21 protein-coding genes, 2 tRNA genes and 3 rRNA genes are annotated in these 26805 nt (G+C 66.4%); 10 read left to right on the top strand and 16 right to left on the bottom strand.

From position 1 onward, the window contains the following. Window positions 1-20 precede the first annotated feature (20 nt). The 3 genes from dacB to G6032_RS06195 are packed head-to-tail and all read left to right on the top strand — an operon-like array spanning window position 21 to window position 2626. Window positions 21-1454, top strand: a complete 1434-nt coding sequence (dacB, locus tag G6032_RS06185; protein WP_165281278.1) for a D-alanyl-D-alanine carboxypeptidase/D-alanyl-D-alanine-endopeptidase — start codon at window positions 21-23, stop codon at window positions 1452-1454. 24 nt (window positions 1455-1478) lie between these two features. Beyond that, window positions 1479-2039, top strand: coding sequence for a hypothetical protein (locus tag G6032_RS06190; RefSeq protein ID WP_165281279.1), 561 nt, complete (start codon window positions 1479-1481; stop codon window positions 2037-2039). Next, window positions 2036-2626, top strand: coding sequence for a hypothetical protein (locus G6032_RS06195; RefSeq protein ID WP_165281280.1), 591 nt, complete (start codon window positions 2036-2038; stop codon window positions 2624-2626). The genes G6032_RS06190 and G6032_RS06195 overlap by 4 nt, the downstream gene beginning before the upstream one ends. A 68-nt stretch (window positions 2627-2694) precedes the next feature. On the opposite strand, the gene rrf is transcribed toward G6032_RS06195, so the two are convergent. The 5 genes from rrf to G6032_RS06220 form a co-directional block, all read right to left on the bottom strand. Continuing rightward, a 5S ribosomal RNA gene (rrf, locus tag G6032_RS06200) occupies window positions 2695-2811 on the bottom strand. 134 nt (window positions 2812-2945) lie between these two features. After that, window positions 2946-5850 (bottom strand): 23S ribosomal RNA (locus tag G6032_RS06205). 231 nt (window positions 5851-6081) lie between these two features. Further along, window positions 6082-6157, bottom strand: a tRNA-Ala gene (locus G6032_RS06210). 37 nt (window positions 6158-6194) lie between these two features. Beyond that, a tRNA-Ile gene (locus G6032_RS06215) sits at window positions 6195-6271 on the bottom strand. Between the two features lie 113 nt (window positions 6272-6384). After that, a 16S ribosomal RNA gene (locus G6032_RS06220) occupies window positions 6385-7922 on the bottom strand. Together the 16S, 23S and 5S rRNA genes with 2 tRNA genes alongside form the textbook arrangement of a ribosomal RNA operon. Before the next feature lie 403 nt (window positions 7923-8325). Between G6032_RS06220 and G6032_RS06225 the strand changes: the two genes are divergently transcribed. Further along, complete coding sequence (locus G6032_RS06225) at window positions 8326-9003, top strand: cytochrome b/b6 domain-containing protein (RefSeq protein ID WP_165281281.1); 678 nt, start codon at window positions 8326-8328, stop codon at window positions 9001-9003. A gap of 31 nt (window positions 9004-9034) precedes the next feature. Here the strand turns inward: G6032_RS06225 and G6032_RS06230 are convergent, their stop codons facing one another. After that, on the bottom strand, window positions 9035-9496 hold the full coding sequence (locus tag G6032_RS06230; RefSeq protein WP_165281282.1) for a cytochrome c: 462 nt from the start codon (window positions 9494-9496) through the stop codon (window positions 9035-9037). A 61-nt stretch (window positions 9497-9557) separates the two neighbouring features. Further along, window positions 9558-10763: a tyrosine--tRNA ligase gene (gene tyrS / locus G6032_RS06235; RefSeq protein ID WP_165281283.1), complete on the bottom strand. Its 1206-nt coding sequence runs from the start codon at window positions 10761-10763 to the stop codon at window positions 9558-9560. 114 nt (window positions 10764-10877) lie between these two features. Here tyrS and G6032_RS06240 point away from each other — a divergent pair, with 114 nt between their 5' ends. From G6032_RS06240 to ppk1, 3 genes are read left to right on the top strand one after another with little or no spacing between them, the layout of a single operon-like run. Beyond that, the gene (locus G6032_RS06240) at window positions 10878-12368 is read left to right on the top strand and encodes a peptidoglycan DD-metalloendopeptidase family protein (RefSeq protein ID WP_165281284.1); all 1491 of its coding nucleotides are present in this window, start codon (window positions 10878-10880) and stop codon (window positions 12366-12368) included. A gap of 22 nt (window positions 12369-12390) precedes the next feature. After that, window positions 12391-13548: an anhydro-N-acetylmuramic acid kinase gene (locus G6032_RS06245; RefSeq protein WP_346763768.1), complete on the top strand. Its 1158-nt coding sequence runs from the start codon at window positions 12391-12393 to the stop codon at window positions 13546-13548. 2 nt (window positions 13549-13550) lie between these two features. After that, window positions 13551-15623: a polyphosphate kinase 1 gene (gene ppk1 / locus G6032_RS06250; RefSeq protein ID WP_165281478.1), complete on the top strand. Its 2073-nt coding sequence runs from the start codon at window positions 13551-13553 to the stop codon at window positions 15621-15623. 3 nt (window positions 15624-15626) lie between these two features. Here ppk1 and ppx read toward each other — a convergent pair whose 3' ends face one another. Genes ppx through G6032_RS06275 form a run of 5 tightly spaced genes read right to left on the bottom strand, consistent with a single transcriptional unit; the run spans window position 15627 to window position 19285 of the window. After that, window positions 15627-17126 (bottom strand): exopolyphosphatase, encoded by a 1500-nt coding sequence (gene ppx / locus G6032_RS06255; protein WP_165281285.1) that lies wholly within the window; start codon window positions 17124-17126, stop codon window positions 15627-15629. Window positions 17127-17162: 36 nt separating this feature from the next. Then, entirely contained in the window at window positions 17163-17513 is a 351-nt protein-coding gene (erpA, locus tag G6032_RS06260; RefSeq protein ID WP_240902039.1) for an iron-sulfur cluster insertion protein ErpA, read from the bottom strand. A 48-nt stretch (window positions 17514-17561) separates the two neighbouring features. Beyond that, a complete protein-coding gene (locus G6032_RS06265; RefSeq protein ID WP_165281287.1) occupies window positions 17562-18008 on the bottom strand; it encodes a polymer-forming cytoskeletal protein in 447 nt (148 codons plus the stop codon). A 14-nt stretch (window positions 18009-18022) separates the two neighbouring features. Beyond that, window positions 18023-18733 carry a DUF6776 family protein gene (locus G6032_RS06270; protein WP_165281288.1) on the bottom strand — a complete coding sequence of 237 codons (711 nt, stop codon included), beginning with the start codon at window positions 18731-18733 and terminating at the stop codon, window positions 18023-18025. A 21-nt stretch (window positions 18734-18754) separates the two neighbouring features. Next, on the bottom strand, window positions 18755-19285 hold the full coding sequence (locus G6032_RS06275; RefSeq protein WP_165281289.1) for an RNA pyrophosphohydrolase: 531 nt from the start codon (window positions 19283-19285) through the stop codon (window positions 18755-18757). 208 nt (window positions 19286-19493) lie between these two features. On the opposite strand from G6032_RS06275, the gene G6032_RS06280 reads away from it, so the two are divergent. Then, window positions 19494-20453 carry an iron ABC transporter permease gene (locus G6032_RS06280; protein ID WP_165281479.1) on the top strand — a complete coding sequence of 320 codons (960 nt, stop codon included), beginning with the start codon at window positions 19494-19496 and terminating at the stop codon, window positions 20451-20453. On the opposite strand, the gene G6032_RS06285 is transcribed toward G6032_RS06280, so the two are convergent. Genes G6032_RS06285 through G6032_RS06295 form a run of 3 tightly spaced genes read right to left on the bottom strand, consistent with a single transcriptional unit; the run spans window position 20450 to window position 24044 of the window. Beyond that, complete coding sequence (locus tag G6032_RS06285; protein ID WP_165281290.1) at window positions 20450-21487, bottom strand: ABC transporter ATP-binding protein; 1038 nt, start codon at window positions 21485-21487, stop codon at window positions 20450-20452. The two genes, G6032_RS06280 and G6032_RS06285, sit on opposite strands and share 4 nt — an antisense overlap. A 10-nt stretch (window positions 21488-21497) precedes the next feature. Beyond that, on the bottom strand, window positions 21498-22589 hold the full coding sequence (locus tag G6032_RS06290) for a sensor domain-containing diguanylate cyclase (protein WP_165281291.1): 1092 nt from the start codon (window positions 22587-22589) through the stop codon (window positions 21498-21500). A 15-nt stretch (window positions 22590-22604) separates the two neighbouring features. Continuing rightward, window positions 22605-24044, bottom strand: a complete 1440-nt coding sequence (locus G6032_RS06295) for a coniferyl aldehyde dehydrogenase (RefSeq protein WP_165281292.1) — start codon at window positions 24042-24044, stop codon at window positions 22605-22607. Window positions 24045-24165: 121 nt separating this feature from the next. Here G6032_RS06295 and G6032_RS06300 point away from each other — a divergent pair, with 121 nt between their 5' ends. Then, the gene (locus G6032_RS06300; RefSeq protein ID WP_165281293.1) at window positions 24166-25221 is read left to right on the top strand and encodes an MBL fold metallo-hydrolase; all 1056 of its coding nucleotides are present in this window, start codon (window positions 24166-24168) and stop codon (window positions 25219-25221) included. After that, the gene (locus G6032_RS06305) at window positions 25212-26009 is read left to right on the top strand and encodes an ABC transporter ATP-binding protein (protein ID WP_165281294.1); all 798 of its coding nucleotides are present in this window, start codon (window positions 25212-25214) and stop codon (window positions 26007-26009) included. The genes G6032_RS06300 and G6032_RS06305 overlap by 10 nt, the downstream gene beginning before the upstream one ends. Here G6032_RS06305 and G6032_RS06310 read toward each other — a convergent pair. Further along, complete coding sequence (locus G6032_RS06310) at window positions 26006-26779, bottom strand: inositol monophosphatase family protein (RefSeq protein ID WP_165281295.1); 774 nt, start codon at window positions 26777-26779, stop codon at window positions 26006-26008. The two genes, G6032_RS06305 and G6032_RS06310, sit on opposite strands and share 4 nt — an antisense overlap. Between the last annotated feature and the right edge of the window lie 26 nt (window positions 26780-26805).

Below are 26805 nucleotides of genomic sequence, written 5' to 3' on the forward strand. Positions count from 1 at the left end.
ATCCGGAGATACTCGGTCACATGTCTCGCAGAGCATTCTTTTACCTCGGTTTCGCGCTCATTCTCTCCAGTCTCCTGCCGCCCGCGAGTGCCGCGCCCCGCGCAGAATCCCTGCCCTCGCCTGTCCTGGCCGCCCTGAAAAACCACAATCTCGATGGATCAGGCCTCAGCATTTTCGTCCAGGCGGTGGATGCGGATGCACCGCTGCTGGCATTCAATGAGAACGTCCCCCGGAATCCCGCATCGATCATCAAGCTCTTGACGACCTATGCTGCGCTGGACCGGCTGGGCCCCGCTTACCGGTGGGAAACCACCGTGTTCGTCACCGGCCCGGTGCGCGATGGTCGGCTGGACGGCGACCTGGTGCTGCGCGGCGGCGGCGATCCGGGACTGAGCACCGAGCGGTTCTGGACCTTGCTGCGCGAGATCCGCGCGCGCGGGATCGTCGAGATCGCCGGCGACCTCGTGATCGACGACACGTTGTTCGGCGTCAATGGTGAATCGCCCGGGGACTTCGACAGCCAGCCCTACCGGGCGTACAACGTCCTGCCCAACGCCATGCTGGTGAACAGCAATGCGGTGGAGTTCCGCGTCATGCGGAACACCGCGGGCGTGAAGGTATATGTCGATCCGCCGCTGGCCGGCTTCCGGGTCGAGAACCGGATCGGCACCCGCCATGGCGCCTGCTCAGGGTTCCAGCGCGGCGTGGCCTTCGACCTCCCGGCGGGGCCGCCGGGCCATCACGCGATCCTGTCCGGCAAGTTCCCGAGCGGCTGCACGGAGTACAGCCTGTGGCGCTCGGTCCTGGACGCGCCGGATTTCGTCAACGCGCTGTTTCGTGCGCTGTGGGCGCAGCTCGGCGGCGAGATCGAGGGCGGGTTGCGCCTTGCGCCCGTCCCGGAGGATGCCCAGGAACTGTTCGTGCATCACTCGCTGCCGCTCGCGGACCAGGTGCGGCAGATCAACAAGTGGAGCAACAACCCGATGACGCGGCACCTGTTCCTGACCCTGGGACTCGAGCACGCCGGTGCCCCAGCTACCGCGGAGAAAGGTCGGGCCGCGATCGAGGCGTGGGTCGCGGCTCGCGGCCTCCCACTGGCGGGGCTGTTCCTGGACAACGGCTCCGGCCTGTCGCGCCAGACGCGCGTGACCGCGGCCGGTTTCGGCGCCATGCTGCTGGATGCGTGGCAGCATCCCCAGATGGCCGACCTGATGTCCTCCATGCCGATCGCCGCGCTCGATGGCACGATGCGGCGCCGCTACCACGGGGAAATGTCCGGCCGTGCCTACCTCAAGAGCGGACGCCTCGACGAGGCCGCCTCGATCGCCGGGGTCGTGCAGAGCCGCAGCGGCCGACGGCATGTCGTCGTGGCGATCATGAATGGCCCCAACGCCCATCGCGGCACGGGGCAGACAGTGCTTGATGCGGTCGCCGAGTGGGTCTTCGACCGCTGACGCGGCCCGCAGGAGAGAAGGGACATGATGCCCGACGGTTCTTATTCGGTGGATACCCTGCTGGAGTTCCACAAACACGCCGGTGTAACGGGTTTGATCAATCCGGCCGTGGCACGCGCCCGTCGCAAAGCGGTCGAACAGTTAGCCGATGAGATGAGCCCGGCGGAGCGCGCCGACGTGCGCAAGCTCGATGTCGACACGCTCGCGTCGCGATTCCACAAGCTCGACGGTGCGAGCATTCGCAACGAGGCCTTGTCCCTGTATGCGGAAAGGGTAAGGATGGCGCAGGCCGATTTCCTGGCCTGGTCCGAGCACCCAGCTACGTTCCGGAGCGTCGGCGGAGAGGATAGCCGCGCCTTGCCACGAGGCTCGCTCACGGCCGAGCGCGAAGTGGCCGAACGTGTCACGCTGGAATCCACGGATAACCCGGGCAACATCATTCCAATCGCGCTGCGTACGGATGCAACGGTCTACATTGCCAACCTGCCGCTGGACCTGACCCCGCGGGAGGCCGAGCGCATCGCCCGCGTGGTACGGGCGTTCGCCAGCGACGATGGCGAAATCCCGCCCGACGCAGCGTCATGAGCCGCCTGTTCATCATCGTCCTGATGGTGGTCTTTGGACTCTCCGGCGTGGGCCTGTGGCTGTATTTCGTGCACGGCAGCGGCGGCGGTCAGTTCCGCGAAGAACTGGTTCCGGAGCTGGTCGTGTTGTGTCTCGAGGCGTTCGTGCTGGTCGGCCTGCTCGGCTTGATCCAGCGCCACCTCGAGCACCGGCGCCGACGGCAGATGTGGTTGAGCCTGCGAGGGTCTTTTCGCGATTTGCTATCGCTGCTCGACATCGCCTTTCTCGAGCCCAACACCGAGCCGACTTCCTCGAAGCAGCTGGAGCGCGATCCGCAGGTGATTGAACGGATGCTCAGCGAACTCGAGGACAAGCACCCGGATCTCGACAGCCTGGTCGCGCTCAAGCGCGAAGGCGAGGAGTCGCTTTCGATGACGCGCGACCTGGTTGCGGTGGCCGCCCAGCTTTCAGCCACTCACATGAACTGGTGGATCGCCATCGTCGACAGCATCCGGCGCCTGGCCGAGGCCCGCGAGCGGCGAGCCATGGAAAAGGCCATCCATGAAATGCTGATCAATATCAGGGAATTCGACCGGCTGGAACTCTAAGATCCCCCTGAACACGGACAAGAAAAAACCCCCGGCCTCTTTCGAGACCGGGGGTTCCTTATTTAAATGCCTGGCAGTGACCTACTCTCACACAGGGAGAACCCTGCACTACCATCGGCGCTGAGCGTTTTCACTTCCGAGTTCGGAAAGGGATCGGGTGGTTCCCGCTCGCTATGGCCGCCAGGCAAACTGGCTCACGTATCGCGCCCCGCCCGTAAGCGGAGCGCCGCGAAATCGAAAAGTTTTGACGTCGTCGCGTCGACCAAGGTGACGCAATCTATAAAAAGAGACCAGCACACCCTGAATGCTTGGGTGTTATATGGTCAAGCCTCACGGGCAATTAGTATCGGTTAGCTCAACACATTGCTGCGCTTACACACCCGACCTATCAACCTCGTAGTCTACGAGGGCCCTTCAGGGGGATCGAGTCCCCAGGGAAAACTTATCTCAGGGTGGGCTTCCCGCTTAGATGCCTTCAGCGGTTATCCCTTCCGTACATAGCTACCGGGCAATGCCACTGGCGTGACAACCCGAACACCAGAGGTACGTCCACTCCGGTCCTCTCGTACTAGGAGCAGCTCCCTTCAATTTTCCAACGCCCACGGCAGATAGGGACCGAACTGTCTCACGACGTTCTGAACCCAGCTCGCGTACCACTTTAAATGGCGAACAGCCATACCCTTGGGACCTGCTACAGCCCCAGGATGTGATGAGCCGACATCGAGGTGCCAAACTCCCCCGTCGATGTGGACTCTTGGGAGGAATCAGCCTGTTATCCCCGGAGTACCTTTTATTCGTTGAGCGATGGCCCTTCCATACAGAACCACCGGATCACTAGGACCTGCTTTCGCACCTGCTCGACGTGTCTGTCTCGCAGTCAAGCACCCTTATGCCCTTGCACGCAATGCGCGATGTCCGACCGCGCTGAGGGTACCTTTGTGCTCCTCCGTTACTCTTTAGGAGGAGACCGCCCCAGTCAAACTACCCACCATACACTGTGCCCGATCCGGATAACGGACCTAGGTTAGAACTCCGAGCAGGCCAGGCTGGTATTTCAAGGTTGGCTCCACCAGGACTAGCGTCCCAGCTTCAAAGCCTCCCAGCTATCCTACACAAGCATGCTCAAAATTCAGTGCAAAGCTGTAGTAAAGGTTCACGGGGTCTTTCCGTCTAGCCGCGGGAACGCTGCATCTTCACAGCGAATTCAATTTCACTGAGTCTCGGGTGGAGACAGTGTGGCCATCGTTACGCCATTCGTGCAGGTCGGAACTTACCCGACAAGGAATTTCGCTACCTTAGGACCGTTATAGTTACGGCCGCCGTTTACCGGGGCTTCGATCAAGAGCTTCGGTTTCCCTAACCCCATCAATTAACCTTCCGGCACCGGGCAGGCGTCACACCCTATACTTCCACTTTCGTGTTTGCAGAGTGCTGTGTTTTTGATAAACAGTCGCAGCCACCTGGTCACTGCGACCCCCACCAGCTCAGAGAGCAAGTCTCATCACCAGCAGGGGCGTACCTTCTCCCGAAGTTACGGTACCAATTTGCCTAGTTCCTTCACCCGAGTTCTCTCAAGCGCCTTAGGATTCTCTCCTCACCCACCTGTGTCGGTTTACGGTACGGTCAACTACTGCCTGAAGCTTAGAGGCTTTTCCTGGAAGCTTGGCATCAATCACTTCGCTCCACATGGGAACTCGTCATCACGCCTCAGGATAATGTGCAACCGGATTTTCCTAGCCACACTCCCTACACGCTTGAACCGGGACAACCAACGCCCGGATGACCTAGCCTACTCCGTCCCCCCATCGCAGCAATAGCTGGTGCAGGAATATTAACCTGCTTCCCATCGACTACGGCTTTCGCCCTCGCCTTAGGGGCCGACTCACCCTGCGCCGATTAACGTTGCGCAGGAATCCTTGGGTTTTCGGCGTGCGGGTTTTTCACCCGCATTATCGTTACTCATGTCAGCATTCGCACTTCTGATACCTCCAGCATGCCTCACGACACACCTTCACAGGCTTACAGAACGCTCCCCTACCATGCCCAGATAAATCTGAGCATCCGCAGCTTCGGTATACAACTTAGCCCCGTTGAATCTTCCGCGCAGGCCGACTAGACCAGTGAGCTATTACGCTTTCTTTAAAGGATGGCTGCTTCTAAGCCAACCTCCTGGCTGTCTGTGCCTTCCCACATCGTTTCCCACTTAGTTGTAATTTGGGGACCTTAGCTGGCGGTCTGGGTTGTTTCCCTCTTCACGACGGACGTTAGCACCCGCCGTGTGTCTCCCGTGATTGCACTTCCTGGTATTCGGAGTTTGCATCGGTTTGGTAAGCCGGGATGGCCCCCTAGCCGAAACAGTGCTCTACCCCCAGGAGTGATACACGAGGCACTACCTCAATAGTTTTCGGGGAGAACCAGCTATCTCCGGGCTTGATTAGCCTTTCACTCCGATCCACAGCTCATCCCCTAATTTTTCAACATTAGTGGGTTCGGGCCTCCAGCAAGTATTACCTTGCCTTCACCCTGGCCATGGATAGATCGCCCGGTTTCGGGTCTAATCCCAGCGACTGAATCGCCCATTTAGGACTCGGTTTCCCTACGCCTCCCCTATTCGGTTAAGCTCGCCACTGAAATTAACTCGCTGACCCATTATACAAAAGGTACGCAGTCACCCGGCCGTAGCCAGGCTCCCACTGCTTGTACGCACGCGGTTTCAGGTTCTATTTCACTCCCCTCTCCGGGGTTCTTTTCGCCTTTCCCTCACGGTACTGGTTCACTATCGGTCGGTAGGTAGTATTTAGCCTTGGAGGATGGTCCCCCCATATTCAACCAGGATGTCACGTGTCCCGGCCTACTCATCGTGCCTAACTGACGAAAGCATTTCGCATACAGGGCTATCACCTTCTATGGCCGGCCTTTCCATGCCGTTTTGCTATGCAGTCGCCCGATACGGGCACAGGGCTGTTCCCCGTTCGCTCGTCGCTACTAAGAGAATCTCGGTTGATTTCTTTTCCTCCAGGTACTTAGATATTTCAGTTCCCTGGGTTCGCTTCCACTGTCCTATGTATTCAGACAGGGATACTGCCGAAGCAGTGGGTTTCCCCATTCGGACATCTCCGGATCGAAGCTTGTTTGCCAGCTCCCCGAAGCTTTTCGCAGGCTACAACGTCCTTCATCGCCTCCTACCGCCTAGGCATCCACCACGTGCGCTTATTCGCTTGACCATATAACCCCAAACATTCGGGATCTATGGCGCTGGTATCTCTCTCTACGAATGCGACACCTTGGATTGCGTGTCCGCCGTTGGAACAACGGACACTAATCGCTAGACGTCAAAACTTTCCGAATTGTTAAAGAGCGGACCGACGGGCGGACCCGACGGCGAACGGAACCACTGCTATACATGACCCGCATGCATACTCGTGGTTCCGCTCGTGCACTGGACTGGCGGGGCTTGGTGGAGCCAGCCGGGATCGAACCGGCGACCTCCTGCTTGCAAAGCAGGCGCTCTCCCAGCTGAGCTATGGCCCCTACATAAAGGATGCCTGCTCCACGCACACCACAACCGTGGTGGGTCTGGGAAGATTTGAACTTCCGACCTCACCCTTATCAGGGGTGCGCTCTGACCAACTGAGCTACAGACCCGATGTCGGTTGCGTGTCGCCGGCGCCAGACCTCGAGCCTGGTGATCAAGCCCGAGGACCAAGTAACTTGTGTTGGGAGCTCGCGCCGCGACTGCGGACGCGTTTCTTTCTCTTAAAGGAGGTGATCCAGCCGCACGTTCCCGTACGGCTACCTTGTTACGACTTCACCCCAGTCATTAGCCACACCGTGGTAAGCGCTCTCCCGAAGGTTAAGCTACCTACTTCTGGTGCAACCAACTCCCATGGTGTGACGGGCGGTGTGTACAAGACCCGGGAACGTATTCACCGCGACAATGCTGATTCGCGATTACTAGCGATTCCGACTTCACGGAGTCGAGTTGCAGACTCCGATCCGGACTACGACCGGCTTTCTGGGATTGGCTCCCCCTTGCGGGTTGGCAACCCTCTGTACCGACCATTGTAGCACGTGTGTAGCCCTGGCCATAAGGGCCATGATGACTTGACGTCATCCCCACCTTCCTCCAGTTTGTCACTGGCGGTCTCCGTAGAGTTCCCGACTTTACTCGCTGGCAACTACGGACAAGGGTTGCGCTCGTTGCGGGACTTAACCCAACATCTCACGACACGAGCTGACGACAGCCATGCAGCACCTGTCTCCAGGTTCCCGAAGGCACCCCCTCATTTCTGAAGGGTTCCTGGGATGTCAAGGCCAGGTAAGGTTCTTCGCGTTGCATCGAATTAAACCACATGCTCCACCGCTTGTGCGGGTCCCCGTCAATTCCTTTGAGTTTCAACCTTGCGGCCGTACTCCCCAGGCGGAGAACTTAACGCGTTAGCTGCGACACTGAACGCCCGATGCGTCCAACATCTAGTTCTCATCGTTTACAGCGTGGACTACCAGGGTATCTAATCCTGTTTGCTCCCCACGCTTTCGTACCTCAGTGTCAGTAATGGGCCAGGAAGCCGCCTTCGCCACTGGTGTTCCTTCCGATATCTACGCATTTCACCGCTACACCGGAAATTCCGCTTCCCTCTCCCTTACTCTAGCCATGCAGTTTCGGATGCAGTTCCCAGGTTAAGCCCAGGGCTTTCACATCCGACTTACAAAGCCACCTACGTACGCTTTACGCCCAGTAATTCCGATTAACGCTCGCACCCTCCGTATTACCGCGGCTGCTGGCACGGAGTTAGCCGGTGCTTCTTCTTCAGGTGACGTCAGGACACGGGGGTATTAACCCCATGCTGTTCTTCCCTGCTGAAAGTGCTTTACAACCCGCAGGCCTTCTTCACACACGCGGCATTGCTGGATCAGGCTTTCGCCCATTGTCCAATATTCCCCACTGCTGCCTCCCGTAGGAGTCCGGACCGTGTCTCAGTTCCGGTGTGGCTGATCGTCCTCTCAGACCAGCTACGGATCGTCGCCTTGGTAGGCCATTACCCTACCAACTAGCTAATCCGACTTGGGCTCATCCAATAGCGCAAGGTCCGAAGATCCCCTGCTTTCTCCCGTAGGACGTATGCGGTATTAGCCCGGGTTTCCCCGGGTTATCCCCCACTACTAGGCAGATTCCCAAGCATTACTCACCCGTCCGCCACTCGTCAGCACCCCGAAGGGCCTGTTACCGTTCGACTTGCATGTGTTAGGCATGCCGCCAGCGTTCAATCTGAGCCAGGATCAAACTCTTCAGTTCAAAGTTATGAGCTGAAAATGCCGATCCACCATTCACTCAATCGGTTAACTGACTGATTTGGTGCTCGACCAATGTCTGCGACTGCAGGCATCGACACGAGCTCCCACACAAATTACTTGGTCCAAATTTTTAAAGAGCGGGCCAGGGCAACTAGGCCGAGGCAGACCGACAAGTATACCGGAGGACACAGGGCTGTCAACAATCTGAAGCATTAATTTTGCTTCCATGTGACCCCCCGAGTCCTCGCTCAACTCGTCGGTGGGGCGCGCATTATATGCGACATCACGGCGTCGTCAACCCCGTGGGGAAAATAGTTTTTCGCCGTGCGCGGGAGTTTCGCTGCCGGATGTGACGAGGGGGATTATAGTGGCGTCACGGACGCCGCGAGACGGGAGGATCTGGCATGGAGGGGAAGCTGGTATGGGACCTGCCGGTAAGGCTTTTTCACTGGTTGATCGTGCTCCTGGTGGGCGCGTCCTGGCTCACCGCCGAGTTCGAATGGATGACCCTGCATTTCTATTCCGGCTACGCGCTCGCGACGCTGCTGCTGTTCCGGCTTGCGTGGGGCCTGGCGGGTCCGCGTTACGCGCGCTTCGGCAGCTTCGTAGCCGGCCCGCGGCGGGTCTGGAGTTACCTGCGCGACTGGCTGCGCGGCGAGGCCCGCGAACCGGCCGGGCATACCCCGCCCGGCGGCTGGATGATCCTGCTGTTGCTGGGCCTCCTCGCCGTCCAGGTGGGCAGCGGCCTGCTGAACAGCCATGACGGGCTCGATGCGGGGCCGTGGTACTGGGCTGCCCCCGCGGACCTGCGGGAACTTGCCCACGAGGTGCACGAAACCGGCTTCGACCTGCTGCTGGTTTTCGCTGCGCTGCACGTCATCGCCGTGCTGCTGTACCTCTGGCGCCCCGGCGTCAACCTGGTCGCAGCGATGTTCTCGGGGCGCAAGCAGACCGGGGAACCCGCCATCGCCGGCTCGCGCCTCCCGCTGGCTGCGCTGCTGCTGGCCGTCGCGGCAGGCGCCGTCTGGCTGCTGGTGAGCATGGCGCCGGCACCGAGCCTGGCCGACCTGGGGATCTACTAGGCCTGCCGGGCCCGGCCCGCGCCGGCCGGTGCTAGTCGTCGAGCCGGAAATCGTCGTGGCAGGCGCGGCAGTCCTCGATGAGGGCGCCGACGGCCGCGCGGGCCGCCTCCCTGTCGTCTCCCTGCGCCACCTCGGCGAGCCGCTCCGCGCTGCGCTGCGCATTCGCCGCCAGCGTCTCGAAACGCGCGTAGTCCTCCCAGATCACGGGCAGCGACTCGGTGTCCAGCTCATGGGCACGGGTATCCGCGCGAAACGCGTCCGGAATCATGCTCGTCATCCACGCCAACCGCTGGGCGTTGCGCGCGAACAAGGCCTCGTCCCAGGGGATGCGGTCCTGCGCCATCGCGCCCAGCGGGGCGATATTCCAGCCGACGACCTTGAGGACGGCCTGGCGCGTCTCGTTGACCTTTTCCGCCTGCTCGGCGTCGAGCGCCAGGGCGGGACCCGCCAACAACATCGCGGCGACCGCGACGATCGATCTGGTGAAGTGCATGAGTGATCTCCTGCTGAATGACTGAAGCGATGAATTCCTGTCGACTCCGGCATCGCGCCGCTCAGGCGCGGCGCAATTCCACGGCCACGATGCGCCGTTTCCCCACGGCCAGCACGTGACGCTCCCCGGCGCGCAACACGTGGCGCGTATCCTCGACGCGCTCCCCGTCCACGCGCACCGCCCGCTGGCGGATCTCGCGGAACGCTTCCGAGTTGCTCGCTGTCAGGCCTGCGGCCGTCAATGCCGCCGCGAGCCCGATCTCCTCGTCCCCGATGACCAGCGTCCGGCTTTCCATCTCTTCGGGCATCGCGCCCGCGCGGATGCGCTGGTCGAAATCGCGGCGTCCCGCTGCCGCTCCGGCCTCGCCGTGGAAGCGGGCGGTGACCTCCCTGGCCAGCTCGAACTTTACCTCCATCGGGTTGCGCCCCTCCGCCACCGCCGCCCGCAGCCCCTCGATCTCGCCGAGGGGACGGAACGACAGCAATTCGAAATAGCGCCACATCAGTTCGTCGGAAATGGACATCAGCTTGCCGAACATGCTCGCGGGAGGCTCGTCGATACCGACATAGTTGTCGAGCGACTTCGACATCTTCTGTATGCCGTCGAGCCCCTCCAGCAAGGGCACGGTCATCACGACCTGCGGCGGCTGGCCCCATGCCTGCTGCAGCTGCCGGCCCACCAGGAGATTGAATTTCTGGTCGGTGCCGCCGAGCTCTACGTCCGCCTGCAGCGCGACCGAGTCGTAGCCCTGCACGAGCGGATACAGGAATTCGTGGATGGCGATGGCCCGGCCCTCCGCGTAGCGCCGGCTGAAATCGTCGCGCTCGAGCATGCGCGCGACCGTGTGGCGGGCGGCCAGCTGCACGAGGTCCGCGGCGCTCATCTCGCCCATCCAGCGCGAATTGAACTCCACCCGGGTCTGGTCCGGGTCGAGGATCTTGTAGATCTGGGCCTCGTAGGTGGCGGCGTTCGCCGTGATCTCCTCAGGCGTCAGCGGCGGCCGCGTGGCGTTTTTTCCCGTGGGGTCCCCGATCATCCCGGTGAAATCGCCGATGAGGAAAATCACGTCGTGGCCGAACACCTGGAACTGGCGCATCTTGTTGATGAGCACCGTGTGGCCGAGATGCAGGTCGGGGGCGGTCGGATCGAAGCCCGCCTTGATGCGCAGCGGGCGCGCGGCGGCCAGTCGTTCCTCGAGTTCCCGGTCGACGAGAACCTCTTCGGTGCCGCGCCGCAGTTCAGCGAGCTGGTCCTTCGCAGGCTTCATGAACACTCCGTGGTGAATCGCTGTTTTTAAAGTGAGAAATGGCGCATTGACCGGGACGGCCGGGGCCGCTAGGGTAACCGAAATTTTGCAGCTTGCGCCGCGATGGGTCGAGTAGTGAGCGGAGTCCGACACGATTACAAGCCCAAAGCCAGCGTCGCGGCCATGCCGCGTCGTCGGCTGTCCCGCGGCCTGGCGTTCGCCCGCGCGTGGCTGGAGCGTCTGCGGCCCGCCGGCCCGCTGTCGCGTCGTCACGTCGCGGCGGTCGTCAGCCTCGTCGTCTGTGCCGGCCTGGCGGGCCTGTGGCTGGACGAGCCTGCCATCGGCAAGACCGAGAACCCCGCGAGCGAGCGCGAGTCGAGCCGCGTCACCGCGCTGCCGTTGCCGCTGCCCGCGCGGAGCGATGTCCTGGCCCCCGGCCCTGGGCGCGACGTGGTGCTCCCGGCCCCGGCCGGCGACGCCGAGGCGCTGCCCGAGCCCGAGCCCGACCCGCCCGTCGTCCCGGATCCTGTCCAGCGGGTGTCGCTGGAAGTGAAATCCGGCGACAGCCTCGACCGCCTGTTCCGCCGCCACGAGCTCTCGGTCGGGGATCTCCATCGCCTCCTCGCGCTGGAAGAGGTCGCGCCGCACCTGAAGCGCATCCAGCCCGGCGACACCATCGAGGTGGCCCACGACGGCCCGGCGATCCTGTCGCTCACCCGCCGCATCACCGAGGACCGCAGCCTCCTGGTCGAGGCCGGCGAGGCCGGCTTCGTGGCCAGTTTCCTCGAGCATCCCGTCGAGATCCGCCGGGCCCGCGCCACCGGGCGCATCACGAGCTCGTTCTACGCCGCGGGTCTCGCCGCGGGGCTGTCCGACGGCACGATCATGCGGCTGGCGGGGATCTACGCCTGGGACATCGATTTCGCGCTGGATATCCGCGGCGAGGACTGGTTCGCCGTCGTCTACGAGGAGATCTGGCAGGACGGCGAGAAGCTGCGCGACGGCGAAATCGTCGCCGCCGAGTTCAACAACCGGGGGCGTTCCTACCGCGCGGTGCGCTTTCCCGACGAGGACGGCCGCGCCAGTTACTACACGCCGGAAGGCGACAACATGCGCAAGGCCTTCCTCCGCGCGCCGGTCGATTTCACCCGCGTCAGCTCCAACTTCAACCCGAACCGCCTCCATCCCATCCTCAAGACGCGCCGCCCCCACCAGGGCGTGGACTACGCTGCGCGCATCGGGACGCCGATCATGGCCGCGGGCGACGGGCGCGTGCTCTCCGCCGGCACCAAGGGCGGGTACGGGCGGACCGTGGTGTTGCAGCACGGCGACAACGTCACGACGCTCTATGCGCACATGTCGAGGATCGCGGTCCGCGGCGGCCAGCGGGTCAAGCAGGGCGACATCATCGGCTATGTCGGCATGACCGGGCTCGCCACCGCCCCGCACCTGCACTACGAATACCGTGTCAACGGCGTGCACAAGAACCCGCGCACCGTGGACCTGCCCAAGGCCGAGCCGGTGCCGGCTGCGCGTCGCGAAGCTTTCGCGGCCGCCACCAGGCCGCTGGTCGCCGAACTCGAGGTGCTCGGCCCCCGGCGCCTGGCCGCCGCCGACACGCCCTAGTGCCCTGCCCGGAAACGCGGCCGTGACGCCCGGCCTCTACATCGGCCTCATTTCCGGCACCTCGATGGATGCCGTCAACGCCGTTCTTGCCGAGATTTCCGCGGCGGGTTTCCGCGTGCTGGCCGCGCGCAGCGTGGCGTTCCCGGCGCCGCTGCTCGCGCGGGTGCGCCGGCTCTCGATCCCGGGCATCTCGCCGGCTTCCGCCGACGCCATCGACGCCATCGACGCCATCGATGAACTCGGTGAACTCGACCACCTCGTCGGCGAGCTGTTCGCCGGCGCGGCGATCGGCCTGCTCGCCGCCCGGGGCGTCTCGCCACAGGACGTCACGGCCATCGGCAGCCACGGGCAGACCGTGCGCCACCGGCCGCGCACGGCACGACCCTTCACCCTGCAGATCGGCGACCCGAACATCATCGCCGCACGCACCGGCATCACGGTGGTCGCCGACTTTCGCAGGCGCGACGTGGCGCTCGGCGGGGAGGGTGCGCCGCTGGTCCCCGCCTTTCATGCCGCGACCTTCAGCGATCCGGCCGAACGCCGCGCGGTGCTCAACCTCGGTGGCATCGCCAACCTGACACTGCTCGAGCCGGATCGCCCGGTCACCGGCTTCGACACCGGGCCCGCGAACGGCCTGATGGACGCCTGGACGCGCCGCCACCGGGACCAGCCCTTCGATGCCGGCGGCGCCTGGGCCGCCTCCGGCGAGGTCGTCCCGGCGCTGCTGGCTGCGCTGCTCGAACACCCCTTTCTCCGGCTTCCGCCGCCGAAGAGCACGGGACCGGAGGACTTCACGCCGGCGTGGCTCGATGCGCAGGTCGCCGCCGCCGGCCGGCCCGCGCCGGCCGACGTGCAGGCGACGCTGTGCGAATACACGGCGGCGACCGTCGCCGATGCGCTCGGCGCCGGACCGCCCGCGCGGCTGATCGTCTGCGGCGGCGGGGTCCACAACGATCACCTGGTGGCACGCCTCGCCGCGCGCCTTCCAGGCACGCGCATCGAAAGCAGTGCGGCGCACGGCGTGGATCCGGAACAGGTCGAGGCCGCGGCGTTCGCCTGGCTGGCCGCCCGCACGCTCGCGGGGCTGCCGGGCAACCTGCCGAGTGTCACGGGCGCCCGCCAGGCCGCGGTGCTGGGTGCGATCTGGCCCGGTGAAGCGACCGGCCGGACCGCCGGGTGACCATGCAAGACGCTGCCACGGACCTGCAGCGACCCGAGCTGTACATCAACCGGGAACTCGCGGCGCTCGAGTTCAATCGGCGTGTGCTCGAGCTCGCGAGCGACCCGGGCGTGCCGCCGCTGGAGCGGCTGCGCTTCCTGTGTTTGTCGTGCACCAGCCTCGACAAGTTCTTCGAGATTCGCGTCGGCGGGCTGAAAAGCCGGCTGGAGCGCGGCACGTCGTACCTGCGCCGCGACGGCCTGAGCCCCACGGAGACGCTCGCCGCAGTGTCGCAGGCGGCCCACGAGATCGTCGCGGAACAATACCGCGTGTTCAACGAGTCGCTCGCGCCCGCGCTCGCCGCAAGCAATGTCCGCTTCCTGGCGAGAAGCGAGTGGAACCGCGCCCAGAGCCGCTGGGCGCGCCGCTATTTTCGCGAGGAAGTGCTGCCGGTGCTCACGCCCATCGGCCTCGACCCGGCGCATCCCTTTCCGCGCATCCTCAACAAGTCGCTCAACTTCATCGTCGAGCTGGTCGGCCTGGATTCCTTCGGCCGCGAGGCACCCCTTGCAGTGGTGCAGGCGCCGCGCTCGTTGCCGCGCCTGATCCGCATCCCGCCGAGTGTCGCCGGCACGGGGCGCGACGACTTCGTGTTCCTTTCGTCGATCATCCATGCCTTCGTCGACCACCTGTTCCCCGGACTCGACGTGGCCGGTTGCTACCAGTTCCGCGTGACGCGCAACAGCGACCTGCTGGTGGACGACGAGGATGCCGAGGACCTGCTGCGCGCGGTGGAAGGCGAACTCGCCCTGCGTCGCTACGGCGACGAGGTCCGCCTCGAGGTGGCGCAGGGCTGCCCTGCCCACCTGCCACGTTTCCTGCTGAACCGTTTCGGTCTCGGGCCGGAGGATCTCTACGAGGTGAACGGCCCGGTCAACCTGAACCGCCTGTCGCAGGTGATCGCCCTGGTCGATCGGCCGGACCTGAAGTACCCGGAATTCACGCCCGGCCAGCCACGCGAGATCGCGCGTGCCGGCGGGGTCGTCGCGGCCATGCGACGCGGCGAAATGCTGTTGCATCACCCCTACCAGGGGTTCGCCCCCGTGCTCGGCCTGTTGCGCGAAGCGGCCGCCGACCCCCAGGTGCTGGCCATCAAGCAGACGCTCTACCGCACCGGTCCGGATTCACCGGTCGTGGATGCCCTGGTGGACGCCGCACGCGCAGGCAAGGAAGTCACGGTGGTGGTCGAGTTGATGGCGCGCTTCGACGAAGCCGAGAACATCGCGCTGGCCACCCGTCTGCAGGCGGCCGGCGCCCACGTCGTCTACGGCGTGGTCGGCTACAAGACGCACGCCAAGATGCTCATGGTGGTGCGGCGTGAAAAGAACCGCCTCCGGCGCTACGTGCATCTCGGCACCGGCAACTACCATCCGGAAACGGCTCGCAGCTACGCCGACTACGGCTTGTTGACCTGCAACAGCCGCATCGGGCGCGACGTGCACCGGGCCATGATGTTGCTGACGAGCCCCGGCGCGCGGCCCACGACCCGGGCGCTTACCGTCGCGCCGTTCGGCCTGCACGAGCGCATCCTCGAGCTGATCCGTCGCGAGGCCGCGCATGCGGCCGCCGGGCGACCGGCCCGGATCGTCGCCAAGCTCAATGCCCTCGTCGAACCGGAGGTGATCGAGGCGTTGTATGCCGCCTCCGGCGCCGGCGTGTCCATCGACCTGGTCGTGCGCGGCACCTGCTGCCTGCGACCCGGCGTGCCGGGCATCTCGGACAATATCCGCGTGCGCTCGATCATCGGGCGTTTCCTGGAACACGCGCGCGTGTTCTCGTTCGCCAACGACGGCGCCGAGGAGATCTACCTGTCCAGTGCAGACTGGATGGAGCGCAATTTCTTCAGCCGCATCGAAGCCTGCTTCCCCGTGACCCGCAAGGCGCTCCGGCGCCGCCTGGCGGCGGACCTGGCGCTCGACCTCAGCGACAACCAGCAGGCCTGGGAAATGGGCGCCCATGGTCGCTGGGAACGCGTGAAGGAACCCGGCCGGCCCGCCGTCTGCGCGCAGGCGATCCGCCTGGCGACGCTGTGCTGAGCTTCAGCTGAAACCCAGCTTCAGGTCGAGAGCGGCCAGGTAATGGGCCTCCTGCTCGAGGTCCGCACGGGTCAGGGGATGCGCATCCAGCCAGCCTTCCGGAAACCGCAGGCGCAGCTTGCGCTTGCCCGTTTCGATCTTCATCGGCGGCGGCAGCGCCGTGCTGCGGCTGCGATGCAGCAGGACGGCCAGCCGCAGGATCGCGAGCAGGTAACGAATGCGCTTCGACCACGGCTCCTGCACCACCTCGAGCAGTTCGTCGCGAATCTTCCTGCGGTGCCCGCCGACCAGCACGGCGAGGCGCCGCTGCTGGTCGAAGGAAAATCCGGCCAGGTCGGCGTTGCGGAGCAGGTATGCCGCATGCAGCTGGTGCTGGGCGTGGGCGATATCGAGGCCGACTTCGTGCAGGCGCGCCGCCCAGGACAGCAGCTCGGCGCACTCCTCGTCCTCGAGGGACCAGCCGGGGGCCAGTTCGCCGAGCAAGGCCAGCGCGGTCGCCTCGACCCGCTCGGCCTGGGCGAGTTCGACATGGAAGCGCAGCTGGAAGCTGCGCACGCTGCGGTCGCGTGCGTCCTCGTCAGTCAGCCGCCCGACCAGGTCCCACAGCAGGCCTTCGCGTAACGCGCCGTCGGCGGGAATCATCCGGTCGATCTCGAGCGCGTCGAACACTTCGCTGAGGACCGCCAGGCCGCCCGGATAGACCGGCGCGCGCTGCGCACTGAGCGAGGGCAGGTCGTGGCTGGCCATGTCCCCCGTTGCGAGGAGCCGGTCGCGCAGCAGCGCCAGCCCCTCGGGCGTGATTTCTCCCTCGGTGACGCCGAGCATGCGTAACTGGCGGCCCGTGGCGCGGATCGTGCCGGAGGTGCCGACCGCCTGCTGCCAGCCGGCCTCCCTGAACGGCCGGCGCACCGGTTGCAGCTCGCGCCGCGCGAACAGGCGCGCGTCGCGGAAACCGGCCTCGGTCACCACGCCGCCGGGGAAAAAGGCCTCGCTGCTGCTCACGCAGCCCATGTACAGGCTCTCGAGGCGTTCGGCCTCGTCACCCCGGCCGATGATCAGCTCGGTGCTGCCGCCGCCGATATCGACTACGAGCCGGGGACCCGGATGGGACGGCAGGCTGCGCGCCGCACCGAGATAGACCAGGCGCGCTTCCTCCACGCCGGAAATCACTTCGATCGGATGCCCGAGGGCGGCCTGGGCCCGCAGCAGGAAGGCGTTGCGACGCCGAGCCCGGCGCAGGGTGTTGGTCCCGACGGCGCGAACCTGCCCTGCCTCGAGCGCGGCGAGCCGCTCGCGAAAGCGTCCGAGGCACGCCAGCGCCAGCTCGGCGGCTTCCGGCGAAATGCGGCCGTGCGCGTCGAGTCCTGCGCCGAGCCGCACCATTTCCCGGATGCGATCCACGATCGTGAGCTGCCCGTCGACGCGGCGCGCCACGACCATGTGAAAACTGTTGGAACCGAGATCGACGGCGGCAATGACGTCCGGCTGGTCCTCCGCCGTCATTGCTTACCGGACCTCAGGGTAGCCGCGTGAAGCCGTTCAGACCCCGAAGGACGACCCGCACCCGCAGGTGGTGGATGCATTCGGATTGCGGATCACGAACTGCGCGCCGTTCAGGTCCTCGCGATAATCGATCTCCGCGCCCTGCAGGTACTGGATGCTCATCGGATCGACGAGCAGCGTCACGCCGCAGTTGTCGATGCGCGTATCGCCGTCGTCCTCGCTTTCATCGAAAGTGAAGCCGTACTGGAAGCCGGAACAGCCGCCGCCCTGGATGAAGACGCGCAGCTTCAGGTTGGGATTGCTCTCTTCCTTGATGAGTTCGCCGACCTTCGTCGCCGCGGCGTCCGTGAACAGCAGCGGCTGGCCCGGGGCCGTCGTGTCAGTCATGTTCGTTGCCATCGGTTTGCTCACCACAAGTCAATCAGGATCGCCATTCTACCGCAGGTCGGCGACCTCGTCGCCCTCCCGGTCGGCCGAGTCGGCCGGCGTCTCCCCTGGCTCGGGTGCCGGGAGCGCCTGCTGGCCGAGCGGCTGGTGGATCATGCGGCCGTTGACCCGGGCGCCTGCGTCCATCTGCAGCACGGTGTAGCTGACGTTTCCGTCCACCTGTGCAGTCGCGCCCAGCTCGACCCGCTCCCGCGCCGTGACGTCCCCGCGCACCGTGCCGTTCAGCACCAGTTCGTCCACGTGGACCGAGCCCTCGATGACGCCTTCCGCGCCGATGGTCAGCGACGACCCCGCCCCCGCTTCACCGTGCACGTCTCCGACGATTCGTCCGCCCAGGTGCAGCCCCCCGCGGAAGGAGAGATCCCCCGTCACGGTCGTGCCGCTGCCGATGAGGGTGGCGATGGCGGGATTGTCGCGTTTCTTCTTGCTGAACATGATATTCGTCCACCTCAACCTTTGGGCTGCCAGGGAAAACTTGCGGCTTCGACCCGCGCATTGCGCTGGCCGTGGCGCAGCTCGATCTCGGCCGATTCCGGCTCGAAGCCATCCGGCAAGACAATGTCGAGGTCCACGTCCTGGAAGTACAGGAATTCGAAGTCCTCGGGTGCGGCCGCCAGCGCCTCGAGGGGCAGGCTGGTGTCCGCGCCGTCCAGTTTACCGCGCAGGCTGAGGCGCACCTCGCCTACGGCCCGCCCGGAGCGCTGCGGCGACTGTACCAGCAGCAGCTTCAGGCGGTAGCCCTGCGCCACGCCGTCCACGGGCGTGACCTCGAACGACTGCACCCGCAGGCCGGTACGACCCTCGGAAGGCAGCACGATGCGCCGATAGAACTCGAGTTCCTCGTTGAGCTCCGCCACGCGCGCCGCGCTCTCGGTCAATGCGTCCTTGAGTCGCAGTTGCGCCTCCTGGTCCACCTCGAGACTCGTGCGAATGCGCGCCAGCTCGTCTTTCAGCTGCTGGTTCTCGCCGCGGAGTTCGCGCAGGTCGGCCTTGAGCACCTGGCGCCGCTCGTCCGCCCGGAACACGGAGTGCCCGCCGGCCCGCTGGCCGAGCTCGAACAGGCCGAAGGCCAGCAACAGCGCGAGGAGGACCCCGATCGCCACGCGGATCCGGTACCGGCGCGGGTCATGTTGCCTGACGACAAGGCGGTGCGCGTCCAAGGGATCTCCCGGGCCGTGAGGTTATTCGGCCACGCGGCCGGCGGCGGCGGACGGGCGCGGCGGCGGCCCGTCCGGAAACACCAGCCTGCCGAGTTCCCGCAGGGCGCGCAGGTAGACCCGCCGCTTGAAATAGATGACGTCATCGACCGGCCGCCACCAGTCCACCCAGCACCACCGGTCGAACTCGGGACGGGCACAGCAATCGAAACGCACCCGGTCCTCATCGGCCTCCAGCCGCAGCAGGAACCAGCGCTGTTTCTGGCCGATGCACAGCGGTTCCCTGTGCCGCCTTACGTAACGCGACGGCAGGCGGTAACGCAGCCAGCCGCGCGTCGTGCCGAGGACGCGCACATCTTTTCGGGTCAGGCCGATCTCTTCCTCGAGTTCGCGGAACATCGCGTCGCGGGGACTCTCGCCCGGCAGGATTCCGCCCTGCGGAAACTGCCAGCCGGGTCGCCCGGCACGCCCTGCCCAGAATACGTGGCCCGCTTCATTCGTCAGGATGATGCCGACGTTGGCCCGGAAGCCGTGTTCGTCAATGCAATCGGTCATCGGCTGCCGCGTCAATGCTTGTTGACCCGGATTCTTCCACATGGGGGCGCGGAAACCAAGCGCGCCGCGACGGGGCCGGCACCGCGTGCTAGCCTTTTCCGGACCCGCCGCCCGTCGAGCCGAATCCCCCGTGAACCCCCGCCCTGCCGTCTCCACGCAGAAGCCCGCGCGCCCGCGGCCGGCGTGGCTGTCCGGGCACGCGCTGGCCATGCTCGGTGGCCTTGCGGTACTCGCCGGCGGCGCCCTGTTGCTGGCGCTGGCAGCCGGGAGTGTCGCGCTGCCGCCCGGAGAGCTGTGGCGCGGCCTGGCCGACCCGGAAGCCGGGGTGGCCGGGACGCTGGTGCGCGAGCTGCGCCTGCCGCGCGCGCTCAGCGCCTTCGCCATCGGCGGACTGTTGGCGCTCGCCGGCGCCCTGATGCAGATCCTTTTGCGCAATCCCCTGGCCGATCCCTACGTGCTCGGGGTCTCGGGCGGCGCAGCGACCTTCGCGCTGCTGGTGCTCGCTGCGGGGCTGGGCGGCGCCTGGGTGCATGGCGGCGCGTTCGCGGGGGCACTCACCGCGACCCTGCTGGTCTTCGCGCTCGCGCATGGGAGCGGCGCCTGGACGCCGCTGCGCCTGCTGTTGACCGGCGTGGTCGTGGCCGCAGGATTCGGCGCCGCCATCAGCCTGATCCTCGCCCTCGGGCCGGACTCCAGCCTGCGCGGCATGCTGTTCTGGATGATGGGCGACCTGTCCTTCGCGCGCGATCCGGGCCCCCTGCTGGCGCTGCTCGCCGTCGCCACTGTCGCCGGCATCCTGACCGGGCGCCACCTCAACGTGCTGGCGCGCGGCGAGGCACGGGCCGAAACGCTCGGCGTCGCCGTGCGGCCCTTGCGCATCGGCATCTACATCGCCGGCTCGCTGCTCACCGCCATCGCCGTGGCCACGGCCGGCAGCATCGGCTTCGTCGGCCTTGTCGTGCCGCACCTCGTGCGCCGCCTGGTCGGCCCGGACCATCGCCTGCTGGTGCCGGCCGCGGTGCTGGGCGGCGGCACCCTCCTGCTGCTCGCCGACACGGCGGCGCGCACCATCGCGGCGCCGCGGCAGCTGCCCGTGGGCGCCCTCACGGCCGCGATCGGCGTGCCGCTGTTCCTCGTGCTGATGCGTCGCCAGCGCAGCGTCGGCTAGCGCGGGAACACGACGACGTGGTCGGCCTCCAGCCGGATGCCGATGCGCGCGCCGATGCAATGATCGTGATGGCTCGGCACCAGCGCGAACACGCGGCGCCCGCTCGGCAGTCCCAGCGAATAGAGGATCGCGGCGCCACGGAAGGCCTTGCGCAGCACCGTCGCCGTCAGCGTGCTCGCATCGTCGTGCACGATGTCGTCCGGGCGCAGCAGCACGTCCACCTCCCGGTCGGCGCCGACCTCCAGCGGCTCGGTCGGCGCGAGGCGCCCGAGCTCGATCTGGACCGTGCCGTCCGCGTTGGTCTCGCCCGGCAGGAAACATCCTTCGCCGACGAACTCGGCGACGAAGCGACTGGCGGGGCGGTGATAGAGGTTGTACGCGGTATCCCATTGCTCCAGGTGGCCCGCGCGCATCACGCCGATCTCGTCAGCCACCGCGAAGGCTTCTCCCTGGTCGTGCGTCACCAGCAATGCCGTGATGCCCAGCTGCTTGAGGATGTCGCGCACTTCCGAACCGAGGCGCACGCGCAGCCCGGTGTCGAGGCTGGAGAACGGTTCGTCCATCAACAGCAGCCCGGGGCGTGGCGCCAAGGCGCGGGCTAGGGCGACGCGTTGCTGCTGGCCGCCGGACAACTCGTCGGGAAACAGCTGGTCGCTGCCCGCGAGGCCGACCACCTCCAGCACCTCGGCGACCCGGCGGGACCGTTCCGTCGCATTCAGCTGGCGCAGGCCGAAGCCGACGTTGGCGGCGACGTCGAGGTGCGGAAACAAGGCGTATTGCTGGAACACCATGCCGAGGCCGCGCTTCTCCGGCGGCACGACGAAGCCGGGCTCCGAGAGCACCTGGCCGTTGACCGAGATGCGGCCCGCCCGCACGCCCTCGAAGCCGGCGATGCAACGCAACGCCGTCGTCTTGCCGCAGCCGCTCGGGCCGAGCAGGCAGCCGATGGTGCCGGCGGCGAGCCGGAAGGACAGCTTCGACAACACCCGGTTTTCACCATAGGCCTGCTCGACGCCTTCGACGGTCAACCACATCCCGGGGGCCTCAGTCCGTCGCGCCGGACACGCGGTTGCGACCCGCGGCCTTGGCGCGGTAGAGCTGTACGTCCGCCTCGGCGATCAACCGGTCGCCGCGCGACTTGAGATCGTTGTCCGCCCGGCTCGGCACCGCGCAGGCGACCCCTGCGGAAATCGTCAGCTGCAGTCCATGCCCGCCTGGCAGGACGAGCTCGCTGTCCTCGATCGCGCCGCGGATGCGTTCCGCGACCTGCAGTGCTTCCTCGATGGCGGCGCCGGGCAGCAGCACGGCGAACTCCTCGCCGCCGTAGCGGACGGGAATGTCGCTGTCGCGGCACTCCTCGCGGATGACGTGTGCGATCTGCGCCAGCACCTTGTCGCCGGCCGGGTGCCCCCAGCGATCGTTGATCGGCTTGAAATGATCCACGTCGAGCATCACGCAGGACACCGGCCTGCGCTCGCGACGCGCCCGGGCCAGCTCATCGACGAGGCGGTGCTGCAGGTAACGCCGGTTGTACAGGCCGGTGAGCACGTCGGTGATGCCGCTGCGCACCAGGCGGCTGCGATTCACCACGTTCTCCAGGCACACGGCCGCGATGTCGGCCAGGTGGCGCATGAAATCCACCGCATGACTGCGCATGAAGCGCTCCGGATCCCTGCTGCCGAAATTCAGGCAGCCGATCAGCTCGCCGTTGCGCCGCAGCGGCAGCAGGGCGCAGCTGCCGAGATCCGGATGCCCGGGAAACACCAGCGAGTGGTCGGCGGCCGTCCACGGCCCGAGCCAGGGCTGCCAGAGGTTGTTGTACTGCGGCGCCAGGCTCTCCAGCGCCTCGACGAACACGATGTTCGGCATGGGTTCCGCATAGGGGTCTTCGGCCTGGAGGAGCTGGCGCACTTCATGGCGCAGGTCGCGGATGACCACCGTGACGACGTCGAGCTCGTAGGCCTCGGCCAGGCCCCTGCTCATCGCGGTGAACAGCTCGCCCAGCGACGCGGCCTGCAGCAGGCTCATGTAGCGCTCGTGCGAGCGGCGGAAGATATCCTCGTTGCGCCGCGCCTGCCGGGTCAGCTCGGCGAGTTCCCTGCGCAGGCGCTCATTTTCAGCACGTTGCTCTTCCATCCGCAGCGCCGCGGTTCAGCGCAGGTAGAGGCGATACAGCAAGCGCTGCAGCCAGCCACCGTAGGGCGCGTACAACACCCGGCCGGTGTTCAGGCGCGGCCGCTGGAACACGGCTTTCTTGTGCGAGAAGGTGAGAAATCCCTCGTAGCCGTGGTAGTGCCCCATGCCCGACTCGCCGACCCCGCCGAACGGCAGGTCCTCGGCGATGAACTGGCTGACCGCATCGTTGATGCAGACCCCCCCGGCATGGGTCTGGGCGAGCACCCGGGCGCGCCGCTCTTCGTTCATGTCGAACAGGTTCAGCGCCAGCGGCCGCGGCCGCGCGTTGATGAAGTCGATCGCCTCCTGCAGGTGGTCGTAGGCCACGATCGGCAGCACCGGGCCAAAGACCTCTTCCTTCATGACGCGCATGGCGGACGTCGCGTTCTTCACCAGGTAGAGCGGCAGCTTGCGGCTGCCCGGCTCGGGGGAGAGCCCGCCCGGATTGAGCTCGATGACCTCGCCACCCTGCGCGCGCGCGTCCTCGAGATAGCCCTTGATGCGGCGGTAATGCCGCTCGTTCACCACGGCGCTGTAGTCGCTGCTGCGCGCCATGCCCGGATACATTTTCTCCAGCACGGCGCCGAACGCGGTCACGAACTCGTCCACGCGGCCCGCCGGGCACAGCAGGTAGTCGGGCGCCACGCAGGTCTGGCCCGCGTTCAGCGCCTTGCCGAAGGCGATACGTTCCGCCGCCAGCTCCATCGGCACGTCGTCCGAGATCAGCGTGGGCGACTTGCCGCCGAGTTCCAGCGTCACGGGCGTCAGGTTGGCCGCCGCCTCGCGCATCACCAGGCGGCCGATGTCGGAGCCGCCGGTGAACAGCAGGTGGTCAAAGGGCAGCCGCGTGAACTCGCGCGCCGTCTCGGACTCGCCGAGCACCACCGCGACCTGGCGTTCCTCGAAGGCTTCCGACAGCACGTGGCGCATCAGCTCCGCCGTGCGCGGCGTGGTCTCGGACATCTTCACCATCACCCGATTGCCGGCCGCGAGGGCGAACACCAGCGGGCCCGCCGACAGGGCGATCGAGTAGTTCCACGGCGAGACGATCCCTACCACGCCCAGCGGCTGGAAATACACCATCGCCCGGGTGGTCGCCATCAGCAGGCTGGTGCCGCGGCGCTGCGGCTTCATCCAGCGCCGCAGGCGGCGCAGGCAGTAGTTGATGTGGTGCACGACGACGAGGATCTCGGCCATCGTCTCCGGCCCGGCGCGCCCGCCGAAATCGGCGGAGACCGCGGCGACGAAGCGCTCGCGGTTGGCGATCAGGGCGCGCTTGAGGCGCTTGAGGTCCGCGCGGCGTCGCGCGAGATCCGGCATCGGCGCCGCCATGAACGCGGCGCGCTGCGCGTCGAACAGCCGGCGCATCCGCGCGACCTGCTGCTGCTCGGCGATGTCCATCGGTTGTGCGGCCATCAGTTTGGCCCTCCATTCCAATCTATCCCTGAAATGTACCTGTTGCGGTGCATCGTTGCCATGTCGGTGGCCCGGTTTCGCCGCCGCGGCGCGGCCGATCCGCGTTATTCTTGCGCCCCAGATGGCCACCCGGAACAAAACGCTACGCGCCCGCCTGGGAGGATTGCTGCTCGCCGCGCTCGCGCCGGCTGCGCTCAGCAGTTGTGCGGGGCCGGTGCCGACCCACGACGGCCCGCCGAGCGACCACTTCGACGGTGAGCGTTTTTTCAACGATCCACCGATGGACAAGGACTTTTTCGACTTCCTGCGCTGGCGTTTCAGCCGCGACCCGGGCACCTGGAACACCGACCTGGCGCCGCCGGAGGCGCCCCCGCCGCCGCCCCGCGTGGAGGGCGAGACGCTGCGCGTGACGTTCGTCAATCATGCCACCGTGCTGATCCAGGCGCGCGGCCTGAACCTGTTGACCGACCCGATCTGGTCCGACCGCGCCAGCCCTTTTGCGCGCATCGGTCCGCGGCGCCACCTGGCCCCGGGCGTGGCCTTCGAGGATTTGCCGCGCATCGACGCGGTGCTCATCAGCCACAACCATTTCGACCACATGGACCTGCAGACGTTGCGCCGCCTCGCAGAGCGTGACGACCCGCTGTTCCTCGTGCCGCTGGCGAACTGCGCCTACTTCGGCGACATCCCGACGCGCAAGTGCGTGGAACTGGACTGGTGGGACAGCACGGACGCCCTGGCGGGGCTGCGCATCCACGCGGTGCCGGCCGTGCACTGGTCGCGCCGGGGGCTGTTCGACACCAACCGCGCACTCTGGTCGGGCTGGGTGATCGACGGCCCGCAGCGCATCTATTTCGCCGGCGACACCGGCTGGGGCGAACACTTCGCGGAGATCCGCGCCCGCCTCGGCGCCCCGGACCTGGCCCTGCTGCCGATCGGCGCTTACCTGCCGCGCTGGTTCATGGCTGCCCAGCACATCGATCCGGCCGAGGCGATCCTCGCCACCGACGTGCTCGGCGCGACGACGGGAATGGCGATCCACCATGGCTGCTTCGAACTGGCCGACGACGGGCAATGGGAAGCGCAACGGACCCTGGAAACGCTCCTCGAAGCGCGCCCGGACGGCGCCGCGCTGTTCTGGAGCCCGGCGCACGGCGAGGCGCGGCAATGGGACTGAGCGCGCCCGTGCCCGGCGGCGCCACCCCGCTGCTCGAAACCCGCGGCCTCACCGTGTCCGCGGGCGGGCGATGCCTCGTCGCCGACCTGGACCTCGAGCTCTGGCCGGGGGAGGCGCTCGCCGTGCTGGGGCCGAACGGCGTGGGCAAGACGCTCACGCTGCAGACGCTCGCGGGGTTGCGCGCGCCCGCCGCCGGCGAGGTGCGCGTGGACGGGCAGCTCCTCGCGGCCTGGCCGCGGCGCACGCTCGCCCGGCGGCTCGGCCTGTTGCCCCAGGGCACGGAAGACCCCTTTCCCGCGACCGTGATGGAGGAGGCGCTGATCGGCCGCCACCCCCATCTCGGCTTCTGGCAATGGGAAAGCCCGGAGGACCAGGAGATCGCCCGCCGGGCGCTGGCGGAGGTCGATCTCGCCGGACTCGAGGCGCGCTCGCTGGATACCTTGTCGGGGGGTGAACGGCGGCGTCTCGCGGTGGCCACGCTGCTGGTGCAGGACCCGGGGGTGTGGCTGGTCGACGAGCCCACCAATCACCTCGATCCGCAGCACCGGCTGGCCGTCATGCGGCTGCTCGCGGCGCGCGCCGCCCAGGCCCGCGCGGTGGTCGTGACCCTGCATGACGTGAACCTCGCGGCGGGCTGGTGCTCGCGCTGCCTGCTGCTGTTCGGCGACGGCAGCTGGCAGCTCGGCCCGGCGTCGGAGGTGCTGTCGGAGACGGCCGTCTCCAAGCTGTACCACATGGACATCCGCCGCGTGGAGTTCGAGGGACGCGCGCTGTTCCTGCCGCTCTAGCCCGGCACCCGCATGAGCTCGGCGACCGCCGCGTAGATGCGTGGATTGCCGGCCAGCACGCTCGTGGTCTCGAGCGTCACGGGACCGCCGTCGAGGTCGGTGAACACGCCGCCGGCCTCCGTGACGATCAGCGACAGTGCGGCGATGTCGAGAATGTTCACGTCGGACTCGAGCACCGCGTCGATCCGTCCCGCAGCGAGCAGGTGGTAGTGATAAAAATCGCCGTAGCCGCGGATGCGCGCCACGCGTTGCACGACCTGCGCCCAGTCCGCCCAGCGCGGTCCGCCGGCGAGCGTGCGCAGGTTCCCCGAGGAGACGGCGGCATCCTCCAGGGCGTGCACCTGGCTGATGCGGCAGGCGTGCCCATCGAGCACCGCGCCCTGCCCCCGTTCGGCCCACGCGATCTGCTCGAAGGCCGGCGCGCTGGACACGCCCACGACGATCTCCCCCCGGTGCATCAGGGCGATCTGCGTCGAGAAGAAGGGGTAGCCCCGCACGAAACTGCGCGTGCCGTCGATCGGATCGACCAGCCAGAGGTACTCCGCATCCAGCGCGTGGCTGCCGGTCTCCTCGCCGTAGAAGCCATGGTCCGGAAAGGCCGTGCTGATCGCGCGGCGGATCACTTCCTCGGATTCCACGTCGGCCCGCGTCACGGGGGTCGCGTCGGCCTTGATGCTGACTTCGACGCCGTCGCGATAGTAATGGCGGATGACCTCCGCGGCCGCGTGCGCCGCTTCGAGAGCCACCTGCAGGTATCGCGAGCGTTCCATTGCCGCGCAATTTGACACTCCCGGGC

This window comes from Wenzhouxiangella sp. XN24 (genome assembly GCF_011064545.1).
GTDB lineage: Bacteria > Pseudomonadota > Gammaproteobacteria > Steroidobacterales > XN24 > XN24.

Coding starts and splice junctions, on each gene's coding strand:
- G6032_RS06265 (WP_165281287.1), bottom strand. CDS start 18,008: ATGTTCAGCAAGAAGAAACGCGACAATCCCGCCATCGCCACCCTCATC.
- G6032_RS06275 (WP_165281289.1), bottom strand. CDS start 19,285: ATGACCGATTGCATTGACGAACACGGCTTCCGGGCCAACGTCGGCATC.
- G6032_RS06295 (WP_165281292.1), bottom strand. CDS start 24,044: ATGGCCGCACAACCGATGGACATCGCCGAGCAGCAGCAGGTCGCGCGG.
- G6032_RS06230 (WP_165281282.1), bottom strand. CDS start 9,496: ATGCACTTCACCAGATCGATCGTCGCGGTCGCCGCGATGTTGTTGGCG.
- G6032_RS06300 (WP_165281293.1), top strand. CDS start 24,166: ATGGCCACCCGGAACAAAACGCTACGCGCCCGCCTGGGAGGATTGCTG.
- ppk1 (WP_165281478.1), top strand. CDS start 13,551: ATGCAAGACGCTGCCACGGACCTGCAGCGACCCGAGCTGTACATCAAC.
- dacB (WP_165281278.1), top strand. CDS start 21: ATGTCTCGCAGAGCATTCTTTTACCTCGGTTTCGCGCTCATTCTCTCC.
- G6032_RS06195 (WP_165281280.1), top strand. CDS start 2,036: ATGAGCCGCCTGTTCATCATCGTCCTGATGGTGGTCTTTGGACTCTCC.
- G6032_RS06190 (WP_165281279.1), top strand. CDS start 1,479: ATGATGCCCGACGGTTCTTATTCGGTGGATACCCTGCTGGAGTTCCAC.
- G6032_RS06285 (WP_165281290.1), bottom strand. CDS start 21,487: ATGTGGTTGACCGTCGAAGGCGTCGAGCAGGCCTATGGTGAAAACCGG.
- erpA (WP_240902039.1), bottom strand. CDS start 17,513: ATGACTGACACGACGGCCCCGGGCCAGCCGCTGCTGTTCACGGACGCC.
- G6032_RS06305 (WP_165281294.1), top strand. CDS start 25,212: ATGGGACTGAGCGCGCCCGTGCCCGGCGGCGCCACCCCGCTGCTCGAA.
- G6032_RS06280 (WP_165281479.1), top strand. CDS start 19,494: ATGCTCGGTGGCCTTGCGGTACTCGCCGGCGGCGCCCTGTTGCTGGCG.
- G6032_RS06290 (WP_165281291.1), bottom strand. CDS start 22,589: ATGGAAGAGCAACGTGCTGAAAATGAGCGCCTGCGCAGGGAACTCGCC.
- ppx (WP_165281285.1), bottom strand. CDS start 17,126: ATGACGGCGGAGGACCAGCCGGACGTCATTGCCGCCGTCGATCTCGGT.
- G6032_RS06225 (WP_165281281.1), top strand. CDS start 8,326: ATGGAGGGGAAGCTGGTATGGGACCTGCCGGTAAGGCTTTTTCACTGG.
- G6032_RS06310 (WP_165281295.1), bottom strand. CDS start 26,779: ATGGAACGCTCGCGATACCTGCAGGTGGCTCTCGAAGCGGCGCACGCG.
- tyrS (WP_165281283.1), bottom strand. CDS start 10,763: ATGAAGCCTGCGAAGGACCAGCTCGCTGAACTGCGGCGCGGCACCGAA.